Source organism: Pseudomonas mercuritolerans, from assembly GCF_025706525.1.
Classification (GTDB): domain Bacteria; phylum Pseudomonadota; class Gammaproteobacteria; order Pseudomonadales; family Pseudomonadaceae; genus Aquipseudomonas; species Aquipseudomonas mercuritolerans.
The window spans coordinates 923,241-944,293 of sequence record NZ_JAMSHA010000001.1; the positions used below are offsets into that span (position 1 = coordinate 923,241).

General features: G+C 61.0%; 26 protein-coding genes. 4 read left to right on the forward strand and 22 right to left on the reverse strand.

Features of this window, described 5'->3' with window-relative positions; translation table 11 throughout:
- Window positions 1-133: 133 nt before the first annotated feature.
- Together ND528_RS04285 and ND528_RS04290 are read right to left on the reverse strand one after the other, a co-directional pair.
- Entirely contained in the window at window positions 134-538 is a 405-nt protein-coding gene (locus ND528_RS04285; RefSeq protein WP_263469765.1) for a type II toxin-antitoxin system HicB family antitoxin, read from the reverse strand.
- The gene (locus tag ND528_RS04290; RefSeq protein ID WP_076566640.1) at window positions 538-750 is read right to left on the reverse strand and encodes a type II toxin-antitoxin system HicA family toxin; all 213 of its coding nucleotides are present in this window, start codon (window positions 748-750) and stop codon (window positions 538-540) included. Before ND528_RS04290 ends, ND528_RS04285 begins: the two co-directional genes overlap by 1 nt.
- 183 nt (window positions 751-933) lie before the next feature.
- Between ND528_RS04290 and ND528_RS04295 the strand changes: the two genes are divergently transcribed.
- Window positions 934-1,401: a helix-turn-helix domain-containing protein gene (locus ND528_RS04295; RefSeq protein ID WP_130911976.1), complete on the forward strand. Its 468-nt coding sequence runs from the start codon at window positions 934-936 to the stop codon at window positions 1,399-1,401.
- The gene (locus tag ND528_RS04300) at window positions 1,398-1,973 is read left to right on the forward strand and encodes a PIN domain-containing protein (RefSeq protein ID WP_130911964.1); all 576 of its coding nucleotides are present in this window, start codon (window positions 1,398-1,400) and stop codon (window positions 1,971-1,973) included. The genes ND528_RS04295 and ND528_RS04300 overlap by 4 nt, the downstream gene beginning before the upstream one ends.
- A 45-nt stretch (window positions 1,974-2,018) precedes the next feature.
- Here ND528_RS04300 and ND528_RS04305 read toward each other — a convergent pair whose 3' ends face one another.
- From ND528_RS04305 to ccmA, 10 genes are all read right to left on the reverse strand, one after another.
- Window positions 2,019-2,423 (reverse strand): hypothetical protein, encoded by a 405-nt coding sequence (locus ND528_RS04305; protein WP_073472737.1) that lies wholly within the window; start codon window positions 2,421-2,423, stop codon window positions 2,019-2,021.
- Between the two features lie 25 nt (window positions 2,424-2,448).
- Entirely contained in the window at window positions 2,449-3,648 is a 1,200-nt protein-coding gene (gene ccmI, locus ND528_RS04310; RefSeq protein ID WP_212615594.1) for a c-type cytochrome biogenesis protein CcmI, read from the reverse strand.
- Window positions 3,645-4,115: a cytochrome c-type biogenesis protein gene (locus ND528_RS04315; protein WP_016771041.1), complete on the reverse strand. Its 471-nt coding sequence runs from the start codon at window positions 4,113-4,115 to the stop codon at window positions 3,645-3,647. The genes ccmI and ND528_RS04315 overlap by 4 nt, the downstream gene beginning before the upstream one ends.
- Entirely contained in the window at window positions 4,112-4,648 is a 537-nt protein-coding gene (locus ND528_RS04320; RefSeq protein ID WP_016771042.1) for a DsbE family thiol:disulfide interchange protein, read from the reverse strand. The genes ND528_RS04315 and ND528_RS04320 overlap by 4 nt, the downstream gene beginning before the upstream one ends.
- Window positions 4,645-6,633, reverse strand: a complete 1,989-nt coding sequence (locus ND528_RS04325) for a heme lyase CcmF/NrfE family subunit (protein ID WP_263469766.1) — start codon at window positions 6,631-6,633, stop codon at window positions 4,645-4,647. The genes ND528_RS04320 and ND528_RS04325 overlap by 4 nt, the downstream gene beginning before the upstream one ends.
- Before the next feature lie 3 nt (window positions 6,634-6,636).
- Window positions 6,637-7,092: a cytochrome c maturation protein CcmE gene (gene ccmE / locus ND528_RS04330; protein WP_016771044.1), complete on the reverse strand. Its 456-nt coding sequence runs from the start codon at window positions 7,090-7,092 to the stop codon at window positions 6,637-6,639.
- Complete coding sequence (ccmD, locus tag ND528_RS04335; RefSeq protein WP_016771045.1) at window positions 7,089-7,265, reverse strand: heme exporter protein CcmD; 177 nt, start codon at window positions 7,263-7,265, stop codon at window positions 7,089-7,091. Before ccmD ends, ccmE begins: the two co-directional genes overlap by 4 nt.
- A complete protein-coding gene (locus ND528_RS04340; protein WP_130911969.1) occupies window positions 7,262-8,017 on the reverse strand; it encodes a heme ABC transporter permease in 756 nt (251 codons plus the stop codon). The genes ccmD and ND528_RS04340 overlap by 4 nt, the downstream gene beginning before the upstream one ends.
- 97 nt (window positions 8,018-8,114) lie before the next feature.
- Complete coding sequence (gene ccmB / locus ND528_RS04345) at window positions 8,115-8,783, reverse strand: heme exporter protein CcmB (protein ID WP_263469767.1); 669 nt, start codon at window positions 8,781-8,783, stop codon at window positions 8,115-8,117.
- Window positions 8,780-9,415 carry a cytochrome c biogenesis heme-transporting ATPase CcmA gene (gene ccmA / locus ND528_RS04350; protein ID WP_073472746.1) on the reverse strand — a complete coding sequence of 212 codons (636 nt, stop codon included), beginning with the start codon at window positions 9,413-9,415 and terminating at the stop codon, window positions 8,780-8,782. Before ccmA ends, ccmB begins: the two co-directional genes overlap by 4 nt.
- A gap of 197 nt (window positions 9,416-9,612) precedes the next feature.
- Between ccmA and fliK the strand changes: the two genes are divergently transcribed.
- Both fliK and ND528_RS04360 read left to right on the forward strand, forming a co-directional pair.
- A complete protein-coding gene (gene fliK, locus ND528_RS04355) occupies window positions 9,613-11,187 on the forward strand; it encodes a flagellar hook-length control protein FliK (protein ID WP_123442834.1) in 1,575 nt (524 codons plus the stop codon).
- Window positions 11,184-11,513: an EscU/YscU/HrcU family type III secretion system export apparatus switch protein gene (locus ND528_RS04360; RefSeq protein ID WP_041479625.1), complete on the forward strand. Its 330-nt coding sequence runs from the start codon at window positions 11,184-11,186 to the stop codon at window positions 11,511-11,513. The genes fliK and ND528_RS04360 overlap by 4 nt, the downstream gene beginning before the upstream one ends.
- A 170-nt stretch (window positions 11,514-11,683) precedes the next feature.
- Here the strand turns inward: ND528_RS04360 and ND528_RS04365 are convergent, their stop codons facing one another.
- From ND528_RS04365 to ND528_RS04410, 10 genes are all read right to left on the reverse strand, one after another.
- Window positions 11,684-12,079 (reverse strand): DUF2802 domain-containing protein, encoded by a 396-nt coding sequence (locus ND528_RS04365; RefSeq protein WP_263469768.1) that lies wholly within the window; start codon window positions 12,077-12,079, stop codon window positions 11,684-11,686.
- 1 nt (window position 12,080) lies between these two features.
- Window positions 12,081-12,566 carry a chemotaxis protein CheW gene (locus tag ND528_RS04370; protein WP_016771050.1) on the reverse strand — a complete coding sequence of 162 codons (486 nt, stop codon included), beginning with the start codon at window positions 12,564-12,566 and terminating at the stop codon, window positions 12,081-12,083.
- A 92-nt stretch (window positions 12,567-12,658) separates the two neighbouring features.
- Complete coding sequence (locus tag ND528_RS04375; RefSeq protein WP_263469769.1) at window positions 12,659-13,612, reverse strand: CheW domain-containing protein; 954 nt, start codon at window positions 13,610-13,612, stop codon at window positions 12,659-12,661.
- Window positions 13,613-13,730: 118 nt separating this feature from the next.
- Window positions 13,731-14,519: a ParA family protein gene (locus ND528_RS04380; protein ID WP_039763606.1), complete on the reverse strand. Its 789-nt coding sequence runs from the start codon at window positions 14,517-14,519 to the stop codon at window positions 13,731-13,733.
- Between the two features lie 43 nt (window positions 14,520-14,562).
- The gene (gene motD / locus ND528_RS04385) at window positions 14,563-15,453 is read right to left on the reverse strand and encodes a flagellar motor protein MotD (RefSeq protein ID WP_016771054.1); all 891 of its coding nucleotides are present in this window, start codon (window positions 15,451-15,453) and stop codon (window positions 14,563-14,565) included.
- A gap of 12 nt (window positions 15,454-15,465) precedes the next feature.
- On the reverse strand, window positions 15,466-16,206 hold the full coding sequence (locus tag ND528_RS04390; RefSeq protein WP_016771055.1) for a flagellar motor protein: 741 nt from the start codon (window positions 16,204-16,206) through the stop codon (window positions 15,466-15,468).
- On the reverse strand, window positions 16,206-17,351 hold the full coding sequence (locus ND528_RS04395; RefSeq protein ID WP_137216008.1) for a protein-glutamate methylesterase/protein-glutamine glutaminase: 1,146 nt from the start codon (window positions 17,349-17,351) through the stop codon (window positions 16,206-16,208). The genes ND528_RS04390 and ND528_RS04395 overlap by 1 nt, the downstream gene beginning before the upstream one ends.
- Window positions 17,352-17,400: 49 nt before the next feature.
- On the reverse strand, window positions 17,401-19,683 hold the full coding sequence (locus tag ND528_RS04400; RefSeq protein ID WP_263469770.1) for a chemotaxis protein CheA: 2,283 nt from the start codon (window positions 19,681-19,683) through the stop codon (window positions 17,401-17,403).
- A 53-nt stretch (window positions 19,684-19,736) separates the two neighbouring features.
- Complete coding sequence (locus ND528_RS04405; protein ID WP_042607546.1) at window positions 19,737-20,525, reverse strand: protein phosphatase CheZ; 789 nt, start codon at window positions 20,523-20,525, stop codon at window positions 19,737-19,739.
- Window positions 20,526-20,543: 18 nt separating this feature from the next.
- A complete protein-coding gene (locus ND528_RS04410) occupies window positions 20,544-20,915 on the reverse strand; it encodes a chemotaxis response regulator CheY (RefSeq protein WP_024012118.1) in 372 nt (123 codons plus the stop codon).
- Window positions 20,916-21,053 lie beyond the last annotated feature (138 nt).

Consider the following 21,053-nt stretch of genomic DNA (forward strand, 5'->3'; position numbering starts at 1 on the left):
GTGACCTGCGAATCACTGCAATACACAAAACCAGTGTGGGAGCGAGCCTGCTCGCGAACGCGGTGTGTCAGCCAGATGAGTGCCTGACCTGACGCCTTCGCGAGCAGGCTCGCTCCCACAATTGGACAAGCCTTCAATACCGAACCAGTTTCTCCATCGCCGCATCCGCCAGAAACGACGAGCGGCTTTTCACGTTGTGCTCGCGTACATAGCGATCAATACGCTGAATCACATAGCCGGGCAGCGTAACGTTGACCTTTTCGGTCTTGCCCAGGTACGGCGAGATATCCAGCTCCAGCATGCCCCAGCCCATCTCGGCAAAATCCGGATGATTGCGATGCGCCGCTGCCGAGTTCGGCATCGGAACCGCCTGCCCGGCCGCCGCGATTTCCTGCAGCATCAGGTGCGCGACTTCCACGGCCGCGTTGTAAGCCTCCTCAAAGCTGTCCCCGGCCGTGACTGCGCCGGGAATATCGGGGATCTGAATGCCGATGGCAGTGTTCTCGTCACCCCACTCGATGCAGATGGGATATTGCATTACGGATCTCCTTCATGACGGGTTGGCGGGCTGAATAACCCCGCGCGCCGCCGAATGCTTTTGACTGTCCCCAGCGGTAAATCTTTTTTCGGGTGCGGGACGGCAATCGTGTTCGGGTTGTAACGATGAGTGAAGATGTGATGACTGCCCGCAACCCGATCCAGCGTCCAGCCCGCCTCCTCCAGCTCCTTCATCAATAGCCTGCTCTGCACCAACCGCCTCCTTGGCTTGGCCCATTAAAAGTAACTCTAGAGTTATTTTTACTCAAGCACAGAAAGGGACGGGGTGATGGTTGGTTGTTTTACAAAGTATTCCTTAACCAGTTTCGTTTATTGCGAATTTCGTTTGATTCGAATAACGTCCGCGGATCTTCCTTACAATGCTGGAACTGTCTTATGACCACCGCTACTCCATCCGCCATCAATCTGCCCGTCGAACGTGAGGTCAAAGCCGCGATTGCAGGCCAGCGCGCCCTGACCGCATTTCTCGCAAGCGGTTTTGAAACTCAGCGAATCCAGATTTTTGATGAACAGAACGAAGCCCACAGCGTCGAGCTGCCAACATCGGCGTTGCGCTTGCTGAGCGATATCCTCGCGGCGCTGGCGCAGGGCAACGCTGTGAAGGTGGTACCGATCCACGCGGAGCTGACCACGCAGGAAGCTGCCGATCTGCTCAACGTCTCACGTCCGCACATGATCAAACTGCTGGAGCGCGGTGAGATTTCCTACCACAAAACAGGCAAGCACCGACGTGTGCGTTTTGCCGATCTGATGGAATATAAAACCCGGCGAGACACCGCCAGCGAGCAGGCAATGATGCTTCTCGCGGAGCAGGCACAGGCGCTAAGGACAGGATACGAGTGAGGCATTCCTCTTTCACTGCTGTATACGATGCATGCGTTTTATATCCGGCCCCTCTAAGAGATTTCCTGATGTGGCTCGCGTTGTCAGGGCTGTATCGGGCTCGCTGGACTCAGGAAATACACCACGAATGGAAGCGTAACTTATTGAAGAACAGGTCCGACCTGACTCTCGAACAACTCGATCGCACATCGCAATTGATGGACCTGGCCATTCCAGACGCGTGTATCGATGGCTATGAAGACTTGGTGTCAGGCCTGACACTGCCTGATGAGAACGATCGCCATGTTCTAGCGGCCGCAATCCGATGCGGTGCCGATGTAATAGTGACGTTCAACCTGAAAGATTTCCCCACCCGTCACCTCGCGCCATACGGCATTGAAGCTCAGCACCCGGATGAGTTTGTGGAAAACCTTTTCCATCTTGATTCGGCTGCCGTCGTCGCTGCGGCTCAAAGCCAGCGACGGCAATTGAAAACGCCCAATGTGGAGGTGGACAAATATCTTGGCTTTCTCCAACGGCAAGGACTAGTCGAGTCGGTAAAGGTGTTAGCCAACTATCGTGCGATTCTCTGAAAATCAGACGCAAAAAAAACGGCGATCCCAGGATCGCCGTTTCTCTTACTGCCCGAACTTCTTGCCCAACCCCGGCGGGACGCCGTGGATGTTGGTGTCTTCCCACGGGCCGTTGGGGCTGACCGAGCGGCTCCAGCCGTTGTTCCAGCGGTAGTAGGTGCGCTGGCGGTAGAAGGTGTTGGTCTGGTCGTCGAGGACGTAGACGCCGAGTTTCTGGTCCCAGTGGCTATTGCCGCCCGGTGGCGGGGCGAAGCTGGCCGAGGTGCGTGGCACGGGCTTGGCGGGTTTGGCCGGGATGCTCTTGCCGGGAGTCGGCGAGGTCGACGGAGTTGGACTTGGCTGAGACGGCGGGATCGGCGGCAGGCTGGTGGTCGGTTCCGGGCGTTGTACCGCACATGCACTCAAGCCCAGGGCCAGTGTGAGGACTGTGATGCGGGCGATGGTGTGCATGGCGGTACTTTCCTGTTGGGTCCGGTTACTTGTCCGGGCTGTCGATAGTCAGTTTTTGTAGCGCGGTGGTGCTGCTGGCCAGTGGGCCGCTGCGACCGATCCACTCACCGGCAGTCGGTTGACCGGCCCGTGAGATGCGCGCAACCAGTTGGACTTCAGGGAAGTTGGACAGTTTCAACTGCGGCATCATTGCGTCGGCATCGCCCAGTTCGACGGTCACCGGCAGGTCGGCGACGGTCAGGCGTTTGGCCGCCAGCGGCGCCGGTGGGCCAGAAGTGGCGCGGGCGAAGATGAACACGCTGTCGCCCGGTTGCACCTTGCCTTTGAGTTCGCTGGCCAGATCAACGCTGACTGTGAGCAACGCAGCTTTCGGCGCCGCTGCCTCGGCAACCTTGCCACCGCTTGCCTTCAGGCGCTCGGCGGCACGCTCGATGCCGCCTTGCAGCGCAGCGCGAGAGTTGTCATCCGGCGGCAGTTGCGCGAGCAGGCGATTCCAGTAGTCGATGGCCTCCTGATAACGCTCGCCTTCGAACGCGGCGATGCCGAGCAGGCCGAGGCTGGTGACTTCTTTCGGATCGGCCTTCAGCGCTTCGTCGGTCAGTTTCTGAATCTGCTCCGACCACTTTTTACCGTCAGCAAAATACTGCGCCTGCGCCCACTGGCCGAGCAGCTCCGGCTGTCGACCGGCGAGGTTGGCGGCGCGCTCGAACATCTTCGCCGCGTCTGCCGGGCGGTCCTGAGCCATGTAGGTACGGCCGAGGAAATACAGACCTTCAGCGGAATCCGGTTGTGCGGCCACCGCACGTTCCAGACGCTGGGTCATCTCTTCCATCGACTGCGGTGCCTGAGCGAATTCGCGGGTCAGTTCGACCTTGTCGGCGGCGCCGAAATGCAGGTACAGACCGAGGCCCAGCACCGGTACCAGCACGGCGGCCAGCAGCGGCAACGGCTTGCCCAGACGCGAGACACGCGGTGCGGCAACGCCTTCGGTATCAGCGAGCAGCTCCCGTGCAGCTTCCGCGCGGCCGCTGTCCAGTTGCGCGGCGTCGAGCACGCCCTCGGCCTGCTGCGCTTGCAGCTCGGCCACCCGTTCCTGATACAGCGCGACGTTCAACGCGGTGCGATCTTCTTCCCGCTGGGCACGGCGTTCGCGCAGCACCGGGATCAGCAGAAAACTCAGGGCGACCAGAAGCAACAGCCCTGCGGCAAGCCAGAAATCAATCATTCTTGGTTTTTATCCAACAGTTGGTCGAGGCGCTGACGTTCTTCGGCAGACAGCGATGACGGCGTTTCGGCACGTTGCCCGCGACGCCTGCGCACGATCAGCGCGATCACCACGAAACCACCGAGCAGCAGACCGGCCGGGCCGAACCACAGCAGCGCAGTCTTGGCATTGAGCGCCGGTTTGTAGCGGACGAAATCACCATAGCGATCGACCATGAAGTCGATGATCTGCTGATTGTCCTTGCCCTCACCGAGCATGCGGAAAATCTCCTTGCGCAGGTCGGCGGCGATCGGCGCGTTGGAATCGGCAATGTCCTGGTTCTGGCACTTGGGGCAGCGCAGTTCCTTGGTCAGTTCGCGGAAACGCTCGCGGTCGCCCTCTTTGGCAAATTCGTAGGTGTCGATGGCCGCATGGGCGACACCGGCCAGGCTCAAACCCAGCACCACCGCTGCGAGAAAACGCTTCATGGCTTGGCCTCATCGACCAGCGCCTGATACTTGGCTGCGAGTTTTTCGCGCCAGACCTGCTCGTCGATCACCCCGACGAACTTGTCGCGGATGATGCCTTTGGCATCGATGAAGAAGGTTTCCGGCGCGCCGTAGACACCAAGATTCAAGCCCAGCGAACCCTCGTCGTCACGAATATCCAGCGCATACGGATTGTGAAACTCGGCCAGCCACTTCAAGGCGTCGGCATTGGTGTCCTTGTAGTTGATGCCGTAGATCACCACGCCGCGCTCGGCGAGTTTGTTCAGTACCGGGTGCTCGACCCGGCAGGAGATGCACCAGGTGCCCCAGACATTGACCAGCGCCGGTTTGCCGAGAATGTCGGCCTTGGTCAGCGTCTTGTCGCCCTGCACGCTCGGCAGGGAAAACTCCGGGAACGGCTTGTTGATCATCGCCGACGGCAGTTCCGCCGGATCCAGGTACAAGCCACGATAGAGAAATACCGCAACCAGCAGAAAAATCGCCAACGGCAACAACATCAACCAACGCCTCATGCCGCCGCTCCCGTCATGCCCAGTGCCTCGCGCACTTTGCTTTTCACCTTGACCCGATAACGCCGATCCAGCGCCGCCAGCAATCCACCCAATCCGGTGAGCAAGCCGCCGAACCAGATCCAGCGCACGAACGGTTTGACATGTACGCGCACGGCCCAGGCGCCGTTATCCAGCGGCTCGCCGAGGGCAACGTAGAGATCGCGAGTGAAACCGGCGTCGATCCCGGCTTCGGTCATCACCGAGTTCTGCACGGTGTACAGACGTTTTTCCGGGTGCAGCACGCTGATTTCCTTGCCATCGCGAATGACGCGGATGGTGCCTTTGTCCGAGGTAAAATTCGGCCCCTCGAAATGCTTGGCGCCTTCGAAGACGAACTGATAGCCGGCCAGATCCATCGACTCGCCCGGCGCCAGACGCAGGTCGCGCTCGGCACTGTTCTGGCTCGACAACACCACACCCAGCGCGCACACGGCGATGCCGAGGTGGGCGATCTGCATGCCCCAATAACTGCGGGTCAGCGTCGGCAAACCTTTGATCAGGCCTTTGTGGCGAGTCTTGTCGAACAGGTCGCGCACACCGGCGAGCAACACCCAAGCGGCGAGCAGGAAAGTCGCAATTACCGCCCAGTTGAAATCGCCGTAGGCCACGCTGGCCACAACGGCCAATGCGACGCTGCCGAGCAGCACCGGAGTGAGCATGCTCGCCAGCCATTTCACTGGCGTGTCCTTCCAGCGCACGATCACACCGATCGCCATGACCAGCATCAGCAATGCCATCAACGGTATGAACAACGCATTGAAGTACGGCGGGCCGACCGACAGTTTGGCGCCACTGATGGCATCAAGAATCAGCGGATACAAGGTCCCAAGCAGGATCATCGATGCAGCGACGACCAGCACCAGGTTGTTGCCCAGTAGCAAGGTTTCCCGCGACCACAGATTGAAGCCAACCTGACTTTTCACCACCGGCGCACGCAGCGCAAACAGCGTCAGCGAACCGCCGACCACAAACAGCAGGAAAATCAGGATGAACACGCCGCGCTCCGGATCCGAGGCAAACGCGTGCACCGACGTCAGCACGCCCGAGCGAACCAGGAAGGTGCCGAGCAGGCTCAATGAAAACGCGGCAATCGCCAGCAACACCGTCCAGCTCTTGAACACACCGCGTTTCTCGGTGACCGCCAGCGAGTGAATCAGCGCTGTGCCGACCAGCCAAGGCATGAACGAGGCGTTTTCCACCGGATCCCAGAACCACCAGCCGCCCCAGCCGAGTTCGTAATACGCCCACCACGAACCGAGGGTGATGCCAATGCCGAGGAACGCCCAGGCGACGATCGTCCATGGCCGCGACCAGCGCGCCCACGCCGCATCGAGGCGACCGCCCATCAACGCTGCGATGGCGAATGCGAATGCCACCGAAAAGCCGACGTAGCCCATGTACAACATCGGCGGGTGAACGATCAGGCCAATGTCTTGCAACAGTGGATTGAGGTCAGCGCCATTGCTCGGCATCTGCGGCAGGATGCGTTTGAACGGGTTGGACGTGAGGATCAGGAACAGCAGGAAACCGGTGCTGATCATACCCATCACCGCCAGTACCCGGGCGAGCATGACTTGCGGCAACTGCCGGGAGAACACCGACACGGCGAAGGTCCAGCCGCCGAGGATCAACGCCCACAGCAGCAGTGAACCTTCGTGGGCGCCCCACACCGCGCTAAATTTGTAGTACCACGGCAAAGCGGTGTTGGAGTTGTTTGCCACGTAGGCGACAGAGAAATCATCGGTCATGAATGCGTAGGTCAAAATGCCGAACGCAAACAACAAAAAGGCAAACTGCCCCCATGCGGCGGGCTGGGCCAGACTCATCCAGAAACGGTCACCGCGCCAGGCACCGACCAATGGCACCACCGCTTGCACGAGGGCAAAGCACAGGGCAAGGATCATCGCCAGATGGCCCAACTCAGGAATAAAAATCGCCGAGGTCATCGATCAACCCTCCTTCACAGGCGTCGGTGCGGATTGACCGCTGTCCTTCAGCGCTTTGGTCACTTCCGGCGGCATGTATTTCTCGTCGTGCTTGGCGAGCACTTCATCGGCGACCACTACACCATCAGCGTTGAGCTTGCCGAGGGCGACGATGCCCTGCCCTTCGCGGAACAGATCCGGGAGGATGCCGCGATAGGCGATGGTCACGGATTTGTTGAAGTCGGTGACGACGAATTTGACGTCCAGCGAATCCTTGGAGCGTTGCAGCGAACCGGCCTCGACCATGCCGCCGGCGCGGATGCGCGTGTCCTGCGGTGCTTCGCCGTTGGCGATCTGCGTCGGCGTGTAAAACAGATTGATGTTTTCCTGCAGCGCGCTCAGGGCCAGGCCAACAGCAGCGCCCACTCCGACCAGAATCGCCAGAATGATGATCAGACGTTTTTTGCGCAGCGCATTCACTTGCCGTTCTCCCGGCGCAGACGACGCGCCTCTTGTTGCAGATAACGCTTGCGCGCCGCAATCGGCGCCACCACGTTGAGGGCCAGCACCGCCAGACAGATGCCGTAGGCCGACCAGACATACAGGCCGTGATGGCCCATGGCGAGAAAATCGCCGAATGAAGCAAAACTCATCGCACCGCCTCCAGACTCTGCTGCACTTCAGCCTTCACCCAACTGGCGCGGGCTTCGCGCTTGAGCACTTCAAGACGCATGCGCAGCAACAGCGCAGCGCCGAAGAAGCAGTAGAACCCCAGCACCGTCAGCAGCAGCGGCAGCCACATTTCCGCTGGCATCGCCGGTTTTTCCGTAAGAGTGAAAGTCGCGCCCTGGTGCAGGGTGTTCCACCACTCCACCGAGTATTTGATGATCGGAATGTTGATCACGCCAACAATCGCCAGCACCGCGCAGGCCTTGGCGGCGCTGTCACGATTGCTGATGGCGTTGCCCAGCGCGATCACGCCGAAATACAGAAACAGCAGAATCAACATCGAGGTCAGGCGCGCGTCCCACACCCACCACGAGCCCCAGGTCGGCTTGCCCCAGATCGCCCCGGTGACCAGCGCCACGGCGGTCATCCACGCGCCGATCGGAGCAGCGCATTGCAGGGCGACATCGGCCAGCTTCATTTTCCACACCAGCCCGACCACGCCGCACACCGCGAGCATCACGTAGATCGACTGGGCGAGCATCGCTGCAGGTACGTGGATATAGATGATGCGAAAGCTGTTGCCTTGCTGGTAATCCGGCGGCGCGAAGGCCAGGCCCCAGACCACGCCAACGCCGATCAGCAGCAACGCTGCGATGCTCAACCACGGCAGAAATTTGCCGCTGATGCCGTAGAACCACTTGGGCGAGCCGAGCTTGTGAAACCAGGTCCAGTTCATACTGTTTCCATCACGGTTGCCGCTCATCATCGCGAGCTGGCAGAGGGTCATGCCTTTCTTCTGGAAGAAGTGGTCAATTTTTGACCAGGCCTCATTATTATTCGCCGACGCTGATCTTCAGGCCAGCGGCTATTGCAAAGGGTGTCAGGGTAATCGCCAGCGCTGTGAGGCTGGCCAACCACAACAGGTATCCGGTCGCCGGCATGCCTTGTAGCACCGCTTGCAACGCGCCACTGCCAAGGATCAACACCGGGATGTACAGCGGCAGAATCAGCAGCGCCAGCAACAGACCGCCGCGCTTCAGGCCAACCGTCAGCGCCGCCCCGACTGCACCGAGCAGGCTCAACACCGGCGTACCGAGCAGCAACGACAGCAGCAACACCGGCAGGCACGCGGCTGGCAAACCGAGCATCAGCGCCAGCAACGGCGACAGCAGCACCAGTGCCAGACCGGAGAACAGCCAGTGTGCCAGCACCTTGGCCAGGACCAGAAGCGGCAGCGGGTGCGACGAAAGGACCCACTGTTCCAGCGAGCCGTCTTCGAAGTCACTGCGAAACAATCCGTCCAGCGAAAGCAGGACCGACAACAACGCCGCCACCCAGACTAACCCCGGGGACAGGTTTTGCAAGACTTGAGTTTCCGGGCCGACGGCCAGCGGGAAAAGGGCAATGACGATGGCAAAGAAAATCAGCGGATTGGCCAGCTCCGCCGGGCGGCGGAACAGCAGTCGCGATTCGCGGGCAAGCAGCAGGCCGAAGACACTCATACCGCCCATTTCCCCAGATCGATGTCGCGATAACCGGCCGGCATGCGGCTCAGGGTGTGGTGGGTGGTCAGCACCACCAGGCCGCCGCGTTCGCAGTGGCCGGCCAGATGCTCTTCCAGTTGCGCAACGCCCTGCTTGTCCAGCGCGGTGAAAGGTTCGTCGAGAATCCACAACGGCGGGCTGTCCAGATACAACCGCGCCAGCGCCACACGGCGCTGCTGGCCGGCGGAAAGGCTGTGGCAGGGAACGTCTTCGAAACCGCGCAATCCTACCGCTGCCAGTGCCTGCCAGATCGCCTCGCGTTCGGCGGGATGGTGCAAGGCGCACAGCCATGACAGGTTTTCTTCGGGAGTGAGCAGATCCTTGATCCCGGCGGCGTGGCCGATCCACAGCAGGTTGCGTGCGAGTTCGCTGCGCTGTTCGGTCAGCGGTTGACCATTGAGCAGCACCTGGCCATCGGTGGGTTGCATCAAACCGGCGAGCAGACGTAAAAGACTGGTCTTGCCGCTGCCGTTGGGGCCGCTGATCTGCACCATGTCGCCACTGGCCAGGCGCAATTCGAGGTTTTCGAACAGCAGCCGCAGATCGCGTTCACACGCCAGGGCAACGGTTTGCAGGACAGGACTGGTCAAGGGATCACGGGCCTTATACGGTTCAAGTCGGCTCTGGAGCGGCCGTTAAAGAGATGCAGCATAGATGCTTTGATCGCTCGATCTGGCGAGCTGGATCAAACAATTGCCAGGTTTTTTGAACGAAGCGCACGACGCGCGGCATTATACATGCCGTGCCTTACTCTCAAGAGCGCAATTTCCTCAGGTTGTGTCCGCGTATGACAGGCGAAATGAACATCCTCCCGCTGCCACCCACCGTGCCGGCGAGCGCTCGCCCGCAGATGGGTGAACTGCTCAAGCTGCTGACGCCGGTGGAGGGCTTAATCGGCGCCGGGCAAAGCGCCAAGGCCGAGGTGTTATCGCTCAAGCAGGCCGACCAGACCTTTGAATTGCTGCTCAAAGTGACCCTCGACAGCGGTCGCCAGACCACCGTGCAGGCCAGCAGCAATCTGCCGTTGCCACAGGGCACCAACCTGGCGATCACTCAGCCGTCGGCCGGCAATCTGGCGATCACCGTGCAGCAAGCGATCGCCAGCAGCGTCGCCACCCTCACCCGCATCGATACCGCGCAATTGCCCGCCGGCACCCTGCTGCAAGGCAAAGTCGTGACCTCGCAAGCCCTGCCGCAAACGCCGGGACAAGCGGCGGTATTTCGCTCGATGGTCACCCTGCTCAACACCGCGTTGAGCGGCAGCACCTTGACCGTCGACAGCCCGCAACCACTGCGCATCGGCACCTTGTTGTCGGCGCAGGTGCAGGACGCGCAGACCCTTAAATTCGTGCCGCTGAGCAGCCGTCAGGAACAATTGGCGGTCAGTCAGCAATTGCTCGGCCAGCAAAGCCGCCAGGGCTCGCTCGATGGCCTGCTGAAGATGTTGCAAAATCTGCCGCCGGCGACTGACCAGACCTCGGCCGATCTGCGCGCGGTGGTCGACAAGCTGCTCGCCAGCCTGCCGGACGTGCAGCAAATGAGCACCGCCAAAGGCGTGGCGCTGGCCTTGGCCAACAGCGGCGCGTTCCTCGAAGCGAAATTGCTCGGCGGACAAAATCCCACGCTCGCCCCGGACATGAAGGCCGACCTGCTCAAACTGATCGCGCAACTGACCCCGGGCCTGCCGAGCAACACCAATTTCAATGCGATCATCGCCGCCAACACCTTGGCGCAAGCGCTGCCGAGTTTCGTCCGGAACGCCCTCGGCACCCTCGGCCAGGTCAGCGCCAAACCGGTGCCCAGCAGCTTCCCGTTGCCCGAACGACTGCTGGCGAAACTCGAAGGCGAAGGTGATCTCGAACAACTGCTGCGCCTCGCCGCCGCTGCGGTGTCGCGTCTGCAGAGCCATCAGCTGTCGAGCCTGGAGCAGACCGGCGTCACCGACGATGGCCGCCTGCTCAGCACCTGGCAGCTGGAAATCCCCATGCGTAATCTGCAAGACATCGTGCCGCTGCAGGTCAAATTCCAGCGCGAAGAAGCGCCGGAGCGCGAACCGCAGCCGCATGAACGCCGCGACGAGCGCGAAGCCAAACAGCAACTGTGGCGCGTTGATCTGGCCTTCGATCTGGAACCGCTCGGGCCGATGCAGATTCAGGCGCAACTGATCGCCGGCAGCCTGTCCAGTCAGCTGTGGGCCGAGCGGCCGTACACCGCCGACCTGATCGAAAACAATCTGTTTGCCTTGCGCCAGCGCTTGCTCGATTCCGGGCTCAACGTCGGCGACCTCGACTGCCACCACGGCACACCGCCGCAAGGCAACCAAACCCGCCTCGAACACCGCTGGGTTGACGAAACCGCATGAACGATTCCACTGCCCCACGCCAGGCCATCGCCCTCAAATACGACGGCAACCACGCCCCGACCCTTACCGCCAAGGGCGACGAGGAACTGGCCGAAGAAATCCTGCGCATCGCCCGCGATTACGAAGTGCCGATCTACGAGAACGCCGAACTTGTGCGCCTGCTGGCGAGGATGGAACTGGGCGACAGCATCCCCGAAGAGCTCTACCGCACCATCGCCGAGATCATCGCGTTTGCCTGGAACCTGAAGGGTAAATTCCCCGAGGGACAGGACCCGAACGCGCCGATGGTCGAGAAGGACATCACCGCACGCGGGGATGATTATTGAGGTTTCAAAGACGCCTTCGCGAGCAGGCTCGCTCCCACATTCGACCGTGACCAAATGTGGGAGCGAGCCTGCTCGCGAATCGGCGGAACGCGGAGCGTCCCAGGATGCATGCCTTTGCTGCGCGTGGGAACGATCTTTTGATCTTGCTTGCTGCTCGAAGCTCGAAGCTCCTAGCTGTTTTTATGAAGCTTGCGCATCAACTCCGCCTCAGCCTGGGTCAAGCCGCACGACTGAGTCAGTTCATCGACGCTGGCGCCCATGCCCACCAGTTTCGCCGCCTGGGCGAATGACAGGCTCGACGGGTCGCGTTGTTCCAGGGCAACGATCTTGTCCGGCAACGGGCTTACCACCGCGCGCAACTCGTGCAGGGCTTCGCCCATGCGCACGTTGCCGTTCTGGTAGTCGTCGACGCGTTTGGCCAGTTCCTTGATGCGCTGATCACGCAGCGCATCGCCCTGGGCCTGCTGCGCAGCGATCACTCGCTGCGCCTTGATGTACGAGACGAACATCGCCAGCGTACCGGCCCAGAACAGGAACAGAACAATTACCGCAACCTCGAGAATCAAATCAGATGCTCTCCAGTTCCGACCATTCTTCTTCGCTCATCATCTTGTCCAGCTCGACCAGAATCAGCAGCTCGTTGTTCTTGTTGCACACGCCCTGGATGAACTTGGCCGATTCTTCGTTACCGACGTTCGGTGCGGTTTCGATTTCCGACTGACGCAGGTAAACCACTTCGGCCACGCTGTCGACCATGATGCCGACGACTTGCTTGTCGGCTTCGATGATGACGATACGGGTGTTGTCACTGATCTCGCCGCTGTGCAGGCCGAAGCGCTGACGGGTGTCGATCACGGTGACCACGTTACCGCGCAGGTTGATGATGCCCAGCACGTAGCTCGGTGCACCCGGTACCGGCGCGATTTCGGTGTAGCGCAGCACTTCCTGCACGCGCATCACGTTGATGCCGTAGGTTTCGTTATCCAGTTTGAAGGTCACCCATTGCAGGATCGGATCTTCAGAACCTTTTGCATTCGACGCCTGACTACTCATACCCTGACCCCTCGAAAAAACCGCCCCGGGCGGTGTGTGTTCTGTGTGGTGGCATTGAAAAAAATGCCATCGCCTGATTGTTATGTCGGCTGCTATGTCGGTTTATGTAGCGGCTTGTTGCCGCTCAAGTGCTTTGCCCCGCCGCTGGCGATCAACTCGGCCAGTGCGGATACGTCAAGCAATGCACACATGTGCTCGATCACGGTGCCGGCGAGCCATGGCCGCTGACCCCGGTGACTTCTCCATTTGATTTCATTCGGGTCCAGGCGCAACGAGCGGCTGACCTGATGCACCGCCAGCCCCCACTCGTAACCTTGTACCGAAATCACGTATTGCAGGCCCTGCCGGAAGTCATCGCGGTAGCGATCCGGCATGACCCAGCGCGCAGTGTCCAAGACTTTCAAATTACCGGCCTGGCTCGGCAGAATCCCGAGGAACCACTCCGGCTGACCAAACAGCGGCGTCAGCTCGTGGCCGGCCAGCGAATAGATCGAGCCGAGGCACACCAGCGGCACCGCCAGGGTCAACCCGGCAACATCGAACAGCAAGCATTCGAAGGCTTCGGCAGCCCAGGCCGGACGGCCATCGGGCTCGACCGGTGGCGGCGGGTTGTTTGGCGGCAGGTGCACTTCCACCAGCGGCGGGACCAGCACCTGCGGCTCAGCAATCTGCGGCGCGGGTTCTGGCTCCGGTTCGGGTTCCGGCACGGTCAATAATTGTGTTTGCAGCAGCGGCGCCAGTGTCGACAGTGGCGCACGCGGTTCGTCGATCAGCGCCACCGGTGCTTTGGCCACGGGGGCAGCAGCAGGCGCGGCAATCGGAGCGACGGATTTCCGCGCGTCGCGGGCCTGTTCTTCCAGCACCGCGGCCTGGAACTCGTCCATGGCCTCGGTGCTTTCCACCACTTCAGGCTGCGCCTGTTCGACGACTGGCGGCAGTGCTTCGACCGGCGCAGGCAAGTCCTCGGGCAGGTCGAGGAGCAGGTCTTCCAGATAGGACTGCAGGGCCTGTTGCGGACGTGAAGTCAGCTTTACCGGCCGGCTCATGCGCGACTCCCTGTAGGAGCTGCCGAAGGCTGCGATCTTTTGATCTTTTCAGGAGCACTGACAGGCCAGATCGAAAGATCGCAGCCTGCGGCAGCTCCTACACGAATAAAGATCATGCTCAGGCCACCTGCGGAACAAGTTGCTGCGCGAGCAGGTGCTTGAGCAGCGCGCGGTAGGCCAGCACGCCGCGGCTCTTGCCGTCGAATTGCGAAGGCGTGACACCGGCGCGGCTGGCGTCGCGCAGCCGGGTATCGACCGGGATGTAGCCGTGCCAGATATCCTCGGGGAATTTGTCGCGCAGCACGCGCAGGGTGCCCATCGACGCCTGCGTGCGGCGGTCGAACAGGGTCGGCACGATGCTGAACGGCAGCGGTTGTTTGCGCGAGCGATTGATCATCGCCAGGGTGTTGACCATGCGCTCCAGACCTTTCACGGCGAGGTGCTCGGTCTGCACCGGGATCACCAGTTGCTGGCTCGCCGCTAGCGCATTGACCATCAGCACGCCGAGCAACGGCGGGCTGTCGATGATCGCGTAATCGAAGTCCTGCCACAGTTGCGCCAGACTCTTGGCGATCACCAGGCCCAGGCCGCTCTGCCCCGGCGACTGCCGCTCAAGAGTGGCCAGTGCGGTGCTCGATGGCAACAGGGAAATGCGTTCGTCGCTGGTCGACAGCAGCAACTGCCCCGGCAGGCCTTGCGGCACGCTGCCCTTGTGCAGAAACAGGTCGTAGTTGCTGTGTTCCAGACTGTCGGGGTCGTAACCGAAATAGCTGGTCATCGAGCCGTGCGGGTCGAGATCGACCACAACCACGCGCTTGCCCGCCTCGGCCAGCAATCCGGCTAAAGCGATGGAGGATGTGGTTTTACCGACACCACCCTTTTGATTGGCGACTGCCCAGACTCTCATTCAGTTCGTTCCTCCCGGCCAGATTGGCTGGCCGAGACATGCTTCAGCGTGTTAATGCGGGCGACGGAGAATTGACGGCACTCTCGCGTCCCGGCGTCTTGACCGGGGTCGGTGCAGTTTGTGTGCCAGCGCGCTTCAACGCCGCATCCGGTTGCGCATTGGCGGTTCCGGTGCCGGTGAGGCTGCGGCGCACATCGAGATTGCGCGACACCACCAGTACCACTCGACGGTTCTTCGCCCGGCCTTCGACCGTGGCGTTGTTGGCCACTGGCTGGAATTCGCCGTAGCCCACCGACGCCAGTCGCCCAGGGTTCACGCCCTGCATGGCGAGCATGCGCACAATGCTCGCCGAGCGCGCCGAGGACAGTTCCCAGTTGGTCGGGTACTGCGCGGTGCGGATCGGTTGATCGTCGGTGAAGCCTTCGACGTGGATCGGGTTGTCGAACGGTTTGAGGATGGCCGCAACCTTGTCGATGATGTTGAACGCGATGTCGCTCGGCATGGCGTCGCCGCTGCCGAACAACAGGCTGGAGTTGAGTTCGATCTCGACCCACAACTCGTTGCCGCGCACGGTCATCTGGTTGGAGCTGATCAAATCACCGAACGCGGCGCTGATGTCATCGGCGATGCTTTTCAGCGGATCGCTGGCCCCGGAAATACCGGCGTCGACCTGCTCGGCATCCTTGACCAGCGGCTTGGCCGGGGTCACGGTTTTCGGTCGTTCGTCGCCGATCGGAATCGGTTTGAGCGAGCGATCGGAGTCGGTAAATACGCCGATCAGCGCTTCGGAAATGACTTTGTATTTGCCTTCGTTGATCGACGAGATCGAGTACATCACCACGAAAAACGCGAACAGCAAAGTGATGAAATCCGCGTAGGACACGAGCCAGCGCTCGTGATTGACGTGTTCTTCCTGGTGGCGACGACGAGCCATGAGGTTATTCCCTTAGTCCATGAAGCCTTGCAGCTTCAACTCAATGGAACGAGGGTTTTCACCTTCGGCGATCGACAGAATTCCTTCCAGCAACATTTCGCGATAACGCGACTGCCGCAGCGCGATGGACTTGAGCTTGGCCGCGACCGGCAAGAGAATCAGGTTGGCACTGGCCACGCCATAGATGGTCGCGACAAACGCCACGGCAATGCCGTTACCCAGTTGCGACGGATCGGCGAGGTTGCCCATCACGTGAATCAGGCCCATCACCGCACCGATGATGCCGATGGTCGGCGCGTAGCCGCCCATGCTTTCGAACACCTTGGCCGCTTCGATATCGCGGGATTCCTGGGTGTAGAAATCCACCTCGAGAATGCTCCGAATGGCTTCCGGCTCGGCGCCGTCGACCAGCAGTTGCAGGCCCTTGCGCGAATAGCTGTCAGGTTCGGCGTCGGCCACGCCTTCGAGGCCGAGCAGGCCTTCCTTGCGCGCCGTCAGGCTCCAATTGACCACGCGGTCGATGCCGCCGGCCAGGTCGACACGCGGCGGAAAGAAGATCCAGCCGAGAATCTGCATGGCGCGCTTGAACGCGCTCATCGGTGATTGCAGCAGCGCGGCGCCGACCGTGCCGCCCAGCACGATCAGCGCCGCCGGGCCGTTGGCCAGCGCGCCGAGGTGGCCGCCTTCAAGGTAGTTGCCGCCGATGATGGCGACGAACGCCATGATGAGGCCGATAAGGCTGAGAACATCCATCAGATACACGCCTCGACGATGTGCTTGCCGATGTCGTCCAGACCGTACACCGCGTCAGCCAGATCGGCTTTGACGATGGCCATCGGCATGCCGTAGATCACGCAGCTTGCTTCGTCCTGCGCCCATACCGAACTGCCACCCTGCTTGAGCAGACGCGCGCCTTCGCGGCCGTCGGCGCCCATGCCGGTCAGCACCACTGCCAGAACTTTGTCGCCGTAGGACTTGGCTGCAGAACCGAACGTGATGTCCACGCACGGCTTGTAATTCAGACGTTCGTCACCCGGCAGAATCTTCACCGCGCCACGGCCGTCGATCATCATCTGCTTGCCACCCGGTGCCAGCAGCGCCAGGCCCGGACGCAGGATGTCGCCATCCTCGGCTTCCTTGACGCTGATGCGGCAGAGCTTGTCGAGGCGCTCGGCAAACGCTTTGGTGAACGCCGCCGGCATGTGCTGGATCAGCACGATCGGCGCAGGGAAGTTCGCCGGCAACTGCGTAAGCACGCGTTGCAGTGCGACCGGGCCGCCCGTCGAAGTGCCGATGGCAACCAGTTTGTAGGCTTTGCGTTTCGGCGCCGACGACGAAGCACTGGCAGCGGATGCGCGAGCAGGCGCTGGCGCAGGCGCCGGACGTGCCGGGACAGGGCTGCTGTGGCTCGTGTGGCTGCCGTAGCTCGACGCTGCCGGCGCAGGCGTCGGCGCTGGCGCAGCGGCGGGAGCCGGCGCGCTGTAGGCACTGAAACGACGATTGCTGCGCGAGATGCTGTGGACTTTCTCGCACAGCAGTTGCTTGACCTTCTCGGGATTGCGCGAGATGTCTTCGAAATTCTTCGGCAGGAAATCCACCGCGCCGGCGTCCAGCGCATCGAGGGTTACCCGCGCGCCTTCGTGGGTCAGCGAGGAGAACATCAACACCGGGGTCGGGCAGCGCTGCATGATGTGCCGCACTGCCGTGATGCCGTCCATCATTGGCATCTCGTAGTCCATGGTGATCACGTCAGGCTTGAGCGCCATGGCCTGATCGATCGCCTCTTTACCGTTGGTGGCCGTACCGACCACCTGGATGCTCGGATCCGCCGAAAGAATTTCCGAGACGCGGCGGCGGAAAAAACCCGAATCGTCCACCACCAGGACTTTGACTGCCATAAACACTCCATTAGGTGCAGCGGCGCGTCATCGCGCCGCCGCCCCGGATTCAAATACGCTTTGTGGCGTAACGCTTGAGCATGCTTGGAACATCGAGAATCAGCGCAATGCGGCCGTCACCGGTGATGGTGGCGCCGGACATGCCCGGAGTTCCCTGGAGCATTTTGCCCAATGGCTTGATGACCACTTCTTCCTGGCCGACCAGTTGATCGACGACAAAGCCGATCCGCTGTGTGCCCACCGAAAGAATCACCACATGGCCTTCGCGCTGCTCTTCGTGAGCGGCGGAGCTGACCAGCCAGCGCTTGAGGTAGAACAATGGCAGCGCCTTGTCGCGCACGATCACCACTTCCTGACCGTCGACGACATTGGTAGTCGACAGATCGAGGTGGAAGATTTCGTTGACGTTGACCAGCGGGAACGCGAACGCCTGATTGCCGAGCATGACCATCAGCGTCGGCATGATCGCCAGGGTCAGCGGCACCTTGATGACGATCTTCGAACCCTGGCCCTTGGTCGAGTAGATGTTGATCGAACCGTTGAGCTGGGAAATCTTGGTCTTCACCACGTCCATGCCGACACCACGGCCGGACACGTCGGAGATCTCGGTCTTGGTCGAGAAACCCGGGGCGAAAATCAGGTTGTAGCACTCGGTATCGCTCAGGCGATCGGCCGCGTCCTTGTCCATCACACCGCGTTTTACCGCGATCGAACGCAGGACGTTCGGGTCCATGCCTTTGCCGTCGTCAGAGATCGACAGCAGGATATGGTCGCCTTCCTGCTCGGCCGCCAGCACCACGCGACCGCCACGGGCCTTGCCCGATGCTTCGCGCTCTTCTGGCGACTCGATGCCGTGGTCGACAGCGTTGCGCACCAAGTGGACCAGCGGGTCGGCCAGGGCCTCGACAAGGTTTTTGTCGAGGTCGGTTTCTTCACCCACCAGTTCCAGGTTGATCTCTTTCTTGAGCTGCCGTGCGAGGTCACGAACCAGACGCGGGAAGCGCCCGAAGACCTTCTTGATCGGCTGCATCCGCGTCTTCATCACGGCGGTCTGCAGGTCAGCGGTGACCACGTCGAGGTTCGACACGGCCTTGGACATGGCTTCGTCGCCGCTGTTGAGGCCCAGGCGCACCAGACGGTTACGCACCAGCACCAGCTCGCCGACCATGTTCATGATCTCGTCGAGCCGCGCGGTATCGACGCGCACGGTGGTTTCTGCTTCGCTGGCCGGTTTTTCTGCCGGGGCAGCGGCTGGCGCACGGGCCGGTGCCGGTGCCGGTGCAGCCGCGGCGGCCGGTTTCGGCGCTTCGGCTTTCGGCTCAGGCTTGGCCGCAGGTTTCGGCGCAGCGGCTGCAGCAGGTGCCTTGGCGGCAGGCGTGGCGACGCTTGATGCGGAGCCAGCAGTCGCAGCGCTGGCGTCAAACTTGCCTTTGCCGTGCAATTCGTCGAGCAGCGATTCGAATTCGTGATCGCTGATCAGGTCGCTGCCGGCCGCAGCGGCGGCCGGTGCAGCAGGTGCTGCCGGCGCCGAAGCGATGGCCGATTCCAGCGCGTCAACGGCGAAGTTGCCCTTGCCGTGCAACTGATCGAGCAAGGCTTCGAATTCGTCGTCGGTGATGTCCGAGCTGTCGCCCTTGGCAGGCGCTGCCGGAGCTGCTGGCGCCGCTGGAGCGACCGCATCGACAGCGAACTGGCCTTTGCCGTGCAGTTGATCGAGCAGCGATTCAAATTCGGCGTCGGTGATTTCATCGCTGGCCGCCGTGTCGGCAACCTGCGCGGGCGCCACAGCAGCGGCCGGGGCCTCGGCCTGGGCCTGGGCCTTGACGGCATTCAGCGAGTCCAGCAGTTGTTCGAATTCGTTATCGGTGATGTCGTCCGATGCGCTTTCGGCGACCGGTTCTTCCACCACTTCCACTGGCGCGGCAACGGCTTCATCCGCCGATTGCGGCTCGGCCAGACGCGCCAGCGCGGCCAGCAGTTCCGGCGTGGCAGCGGTGATCGGTGCACGTTCACGGACTTCGCTGAACATGCTGTTCACCGCGTCCAGTGCTTCGAGCACCACGTCCATCAGTTCTGCATCAACGCGACGCTCACCCTTGCGCAGGATGTCGAACACGTTTTCGGCGATGTGACAGCACTCCACCAGCTCATTGAGCTGAAGGAAGCCGGCGCCCCCTTTTACAGTGTGGAAACCGCGAAAAATTGCATTGAGCAGATCTGCATCATCCGGGCGGCTTTCCAGCTCGACCAGTTGTTCGGACAGTTGCTCAAGAATCTCGCCGGCCTCAACCAGGAAATCCTGAAGGATCTCTTCATCGGCGCCGAAGCTCATTAATGGGGTGCTCCTACAGGTCTAAAAACCCAAAAAACCCGAATTCCGAAACTCTAGAATCCAAGGCTGGATAACAAATCGTCCACATCGTCCTGACCGGACACAACGTCTTCTCGTTTATCGGCATGAATCTGCGGACCTTCACCCTGCGAGAGATGTTTTTGTGGATCTTTTTCAGCAAGCATTGCGGCGCGGTCATGTTCGATGCCCGCAAAGCGGTCGACCTGACTGGCCATGAGCACGAGTTTGAGCAGATTGCTTTCGACTTCGGTGACCAGTTGGGTCACACGCTTGATCACTTGACCTGTGAGGTCCTGGTAATCCTGAGCCAGCAGGATGTCGTTGAGGTTGCTCGACACCGCACGGTTGTCCGTGCTGCTGCGTGACAGAAAACCGTCGACCCGGCGCGCCAGTTCGCGGAACTCTTCAGCCCCGACCTCGCGACGCATGAAGCGGCCCCAATCGGCGCTCAACGTCTGCGCTTCATCAGCGAGACTGTTGACCACCGGCGTGGCGCTTTCCACCAGATCCATGGTGCGGTTGGCCGCGGCTTCCGTCAGCTTGACCACATAGCCCAGGCGTTCGGTGGCGTCGGTGATTTGCGACACTTCCTCAGCCTGCGGCATGTGCGGATCGATCTGGAAATTGACGATCGCACTGTGCAGTTCACGTGTGAGCTTGCCCACTTCCTGATACAGGCCGCGGTCACGGGTCTGATTGAGCTCATGGATCAGTTGCACCGCGTCGCCGAACCTGCCTTTTTCAAGGCTCTCGACCAGTTCGACCGCGTGTTTTTTCAGGGTCGATTCGAAATCGCCCTGTGATGATTCGTTATGCTCCATAGCTCCCCCGCGCATTCATCAGCCGATGCGTTCGAAAATCTTCTCGATTTTGTCTTTCAACGCTTGAGCCGTGAAAGGTTTGACCACGTAACCGTTCACACCGGCCTGGGCGGCCTCGATGATCTGCTCGCGCTTGGCTTCAGCAGTCACCATCAACACCGGGAGGTGCTTGAGTTTTTCATCGGCGCGCACGTGACGCAGCAGGTCGATACCGGTCATGCCCGGCATGTTCCAGTCCGTTACCAGAAAGTCGATGCTGCCGCTGTTGAGCACCGGAATGGCAGTGGTGCCATCGTCGGCCTCGACGGTGTTGGTGAACCCAAGATCGCGCAGCAGGTTCTTGATGATCCGCCGCATCGTTGAGAAGTCATCAACGATGAGGATTTTCATGTCTTTGTTCAATTCGACCTCCAAGCAGTCTTAAACGCGCCCAGCACCTGGACGCGCCACTTCAATCAATCGGCGCAGCACTTAAAGTTTGTCTGGAGCACAACGGATCGAGACCGGCGCCGTTCATCACCGCACCAG

Excerpts from the sequence above, each read along its gene's own strand:
- ND528_RS04285 (WP_263469765.1), bottom strand. The coding sequence starts at position 538 with ATGCAATATCCCATCTGCATCGAGTGGGGTGACGAGAACACTGCCATC.
- ND528_RS04295 (WP_130911976.1), top strand. The coding sequence starts at position 934 with ATGACCACCGCTACTCCATCCGCCATCAATCTGCCCGTCGAACGTGAG.
- ND528_RS04305 (WP_073472737.1), bottom strand. The coding sequence starts at position 2,423 with ATGCACACCATCGCCCGCATCACAGTCCTCACACTGGCCCTGGGCTTG.
- ccmI (WP_212615594.1), bottom strand. The coding sequence starts at position 3,648 with ATGATTGATTTCTGGCTTGCCGCAGGGCTGTTGCTTCTGGTCGCCCTG.
- ND528_RS04315 (WP_016771041.1), bottom strand. The coding sequence starts at position 4,115 with ATGAAGCGTTTTCTCGCAGCGGTGGTGCTGGGTTTGAGCCTGGCCGGT.
- ND528_RS04320 (WP_016771042.1), bottom strand. The coding sequence starts at position 4,648 with ATGAGGCGTTGGTTGATGTTGTTGCCGTTGGCGATTTTTCTGCTGGTT.
- ND528_RS04325 (WP_263469766.1), bottom strand. The coding sequence starts at position 6,633 with ATGACCTCGGCGATTTTTATTCCTGAGTTGGGCCATCTGGCGATGATC.
- ccmD (WP_016771045.1), bottom strand. The coding sequence starts at position 7,265 with ATGAGTTTTGCTTCATTCGGCGATTTTCTCGCCATGGGCCATCACGGC.
- ND528_RS04340 (WP_130911969.1), bottom strand. The coding sequence starts at position 8,017 with ATGAACTGGACCTGGTTTCACAAGCTCGGCTCGCCCAAGTGGTTCTAC.
- ccmB (WP_263469767.1), bottom strand. The coding sequence starts at position 8,783 with ATGAGTGTCTTCGGCCTGCTGCTTGCCCGCGAATCGCGACTGCTGTTC.
- fliK (WP_123442834.1), top strand. The coding sequence starts at position 9,613 with ATGACAGGCGAAATGAACATCCTCCCGCTGCCACCCACCGTGCCGGCG.
- ND528_RS04360 (WP_041479625.1), top strand. The coding sequence starts at position 11,184 with ATGAACGATTCCACTGCCCCACGCCAGGCCATCGCCCTCAAATACGAC.
- ND528_RS04370 (WP_016771050.1), bottom strand. The coding sequence starts at position 12,566 with ATGAGTAGTCAGGCGTCGAATGCAAAAGGTTCTGAAGATCCGATCCTG.
- ND528_RS04375 (WP_263469769.1), bottom strand. The coding sequence starts at position 13,612 with ATGAGCCGGCCGGTAAAGCTGACTTCACGTCCGCAACAGGCCCTGCAG.
- ND528_RS04380 (WP_039763606.1), bottom strand. The coding sequence starts at position 14,519 with ATGAGAGTCTGGGCAGTCGCCAATCAAAAGGGTGGTGTCGGTAAAACC.
- motD (WP_016771054.1), bottom strand. The coding sequence starts at position 15,453 with ATGGCTCGTCGTCGCCACCAGGAAGAACACGTCAATCACGAGCGCTGG.
- ND528_RS04390 (WP_016771055.1), bottom strand. The coding sequence starts at position 16,206 with ATGGATGTTCTCAGCCTTATCGGCCTCATCATGGCGTTCGTCGCCATC.
- ND528_RS04395 (WP_137216008.1), bottom strand. The coding sequence starts at position 17,351 with ATGGCAGTCAAAGTCCTGGTGGTGGACGATTCGGGTTTTTTCCGCCGC.
- ND528_RS04400 (WP_263469770.1), bottom strand. The coding sequence starts at position 19,683 with ATGAGCTTCGGCGCCGATGAAGAGATCCTTCAGGATTTCCTGGTTGAG.
- ND528_RS04405 (WP_042607546.1), bottom strand. The coding sequence starts at position 20,525 with ATGGAGCATAACGAATCATCACAGGGCGATTTCGAATCGACCCTGAAA.
- ND528_RS04410 (WP_024012118.1), bottom strand. The coding sequence starts at position 20,915 with ATGAAAATCCTCATCGTTGATGACTTCTCAACGATGCGGCGGATCATC.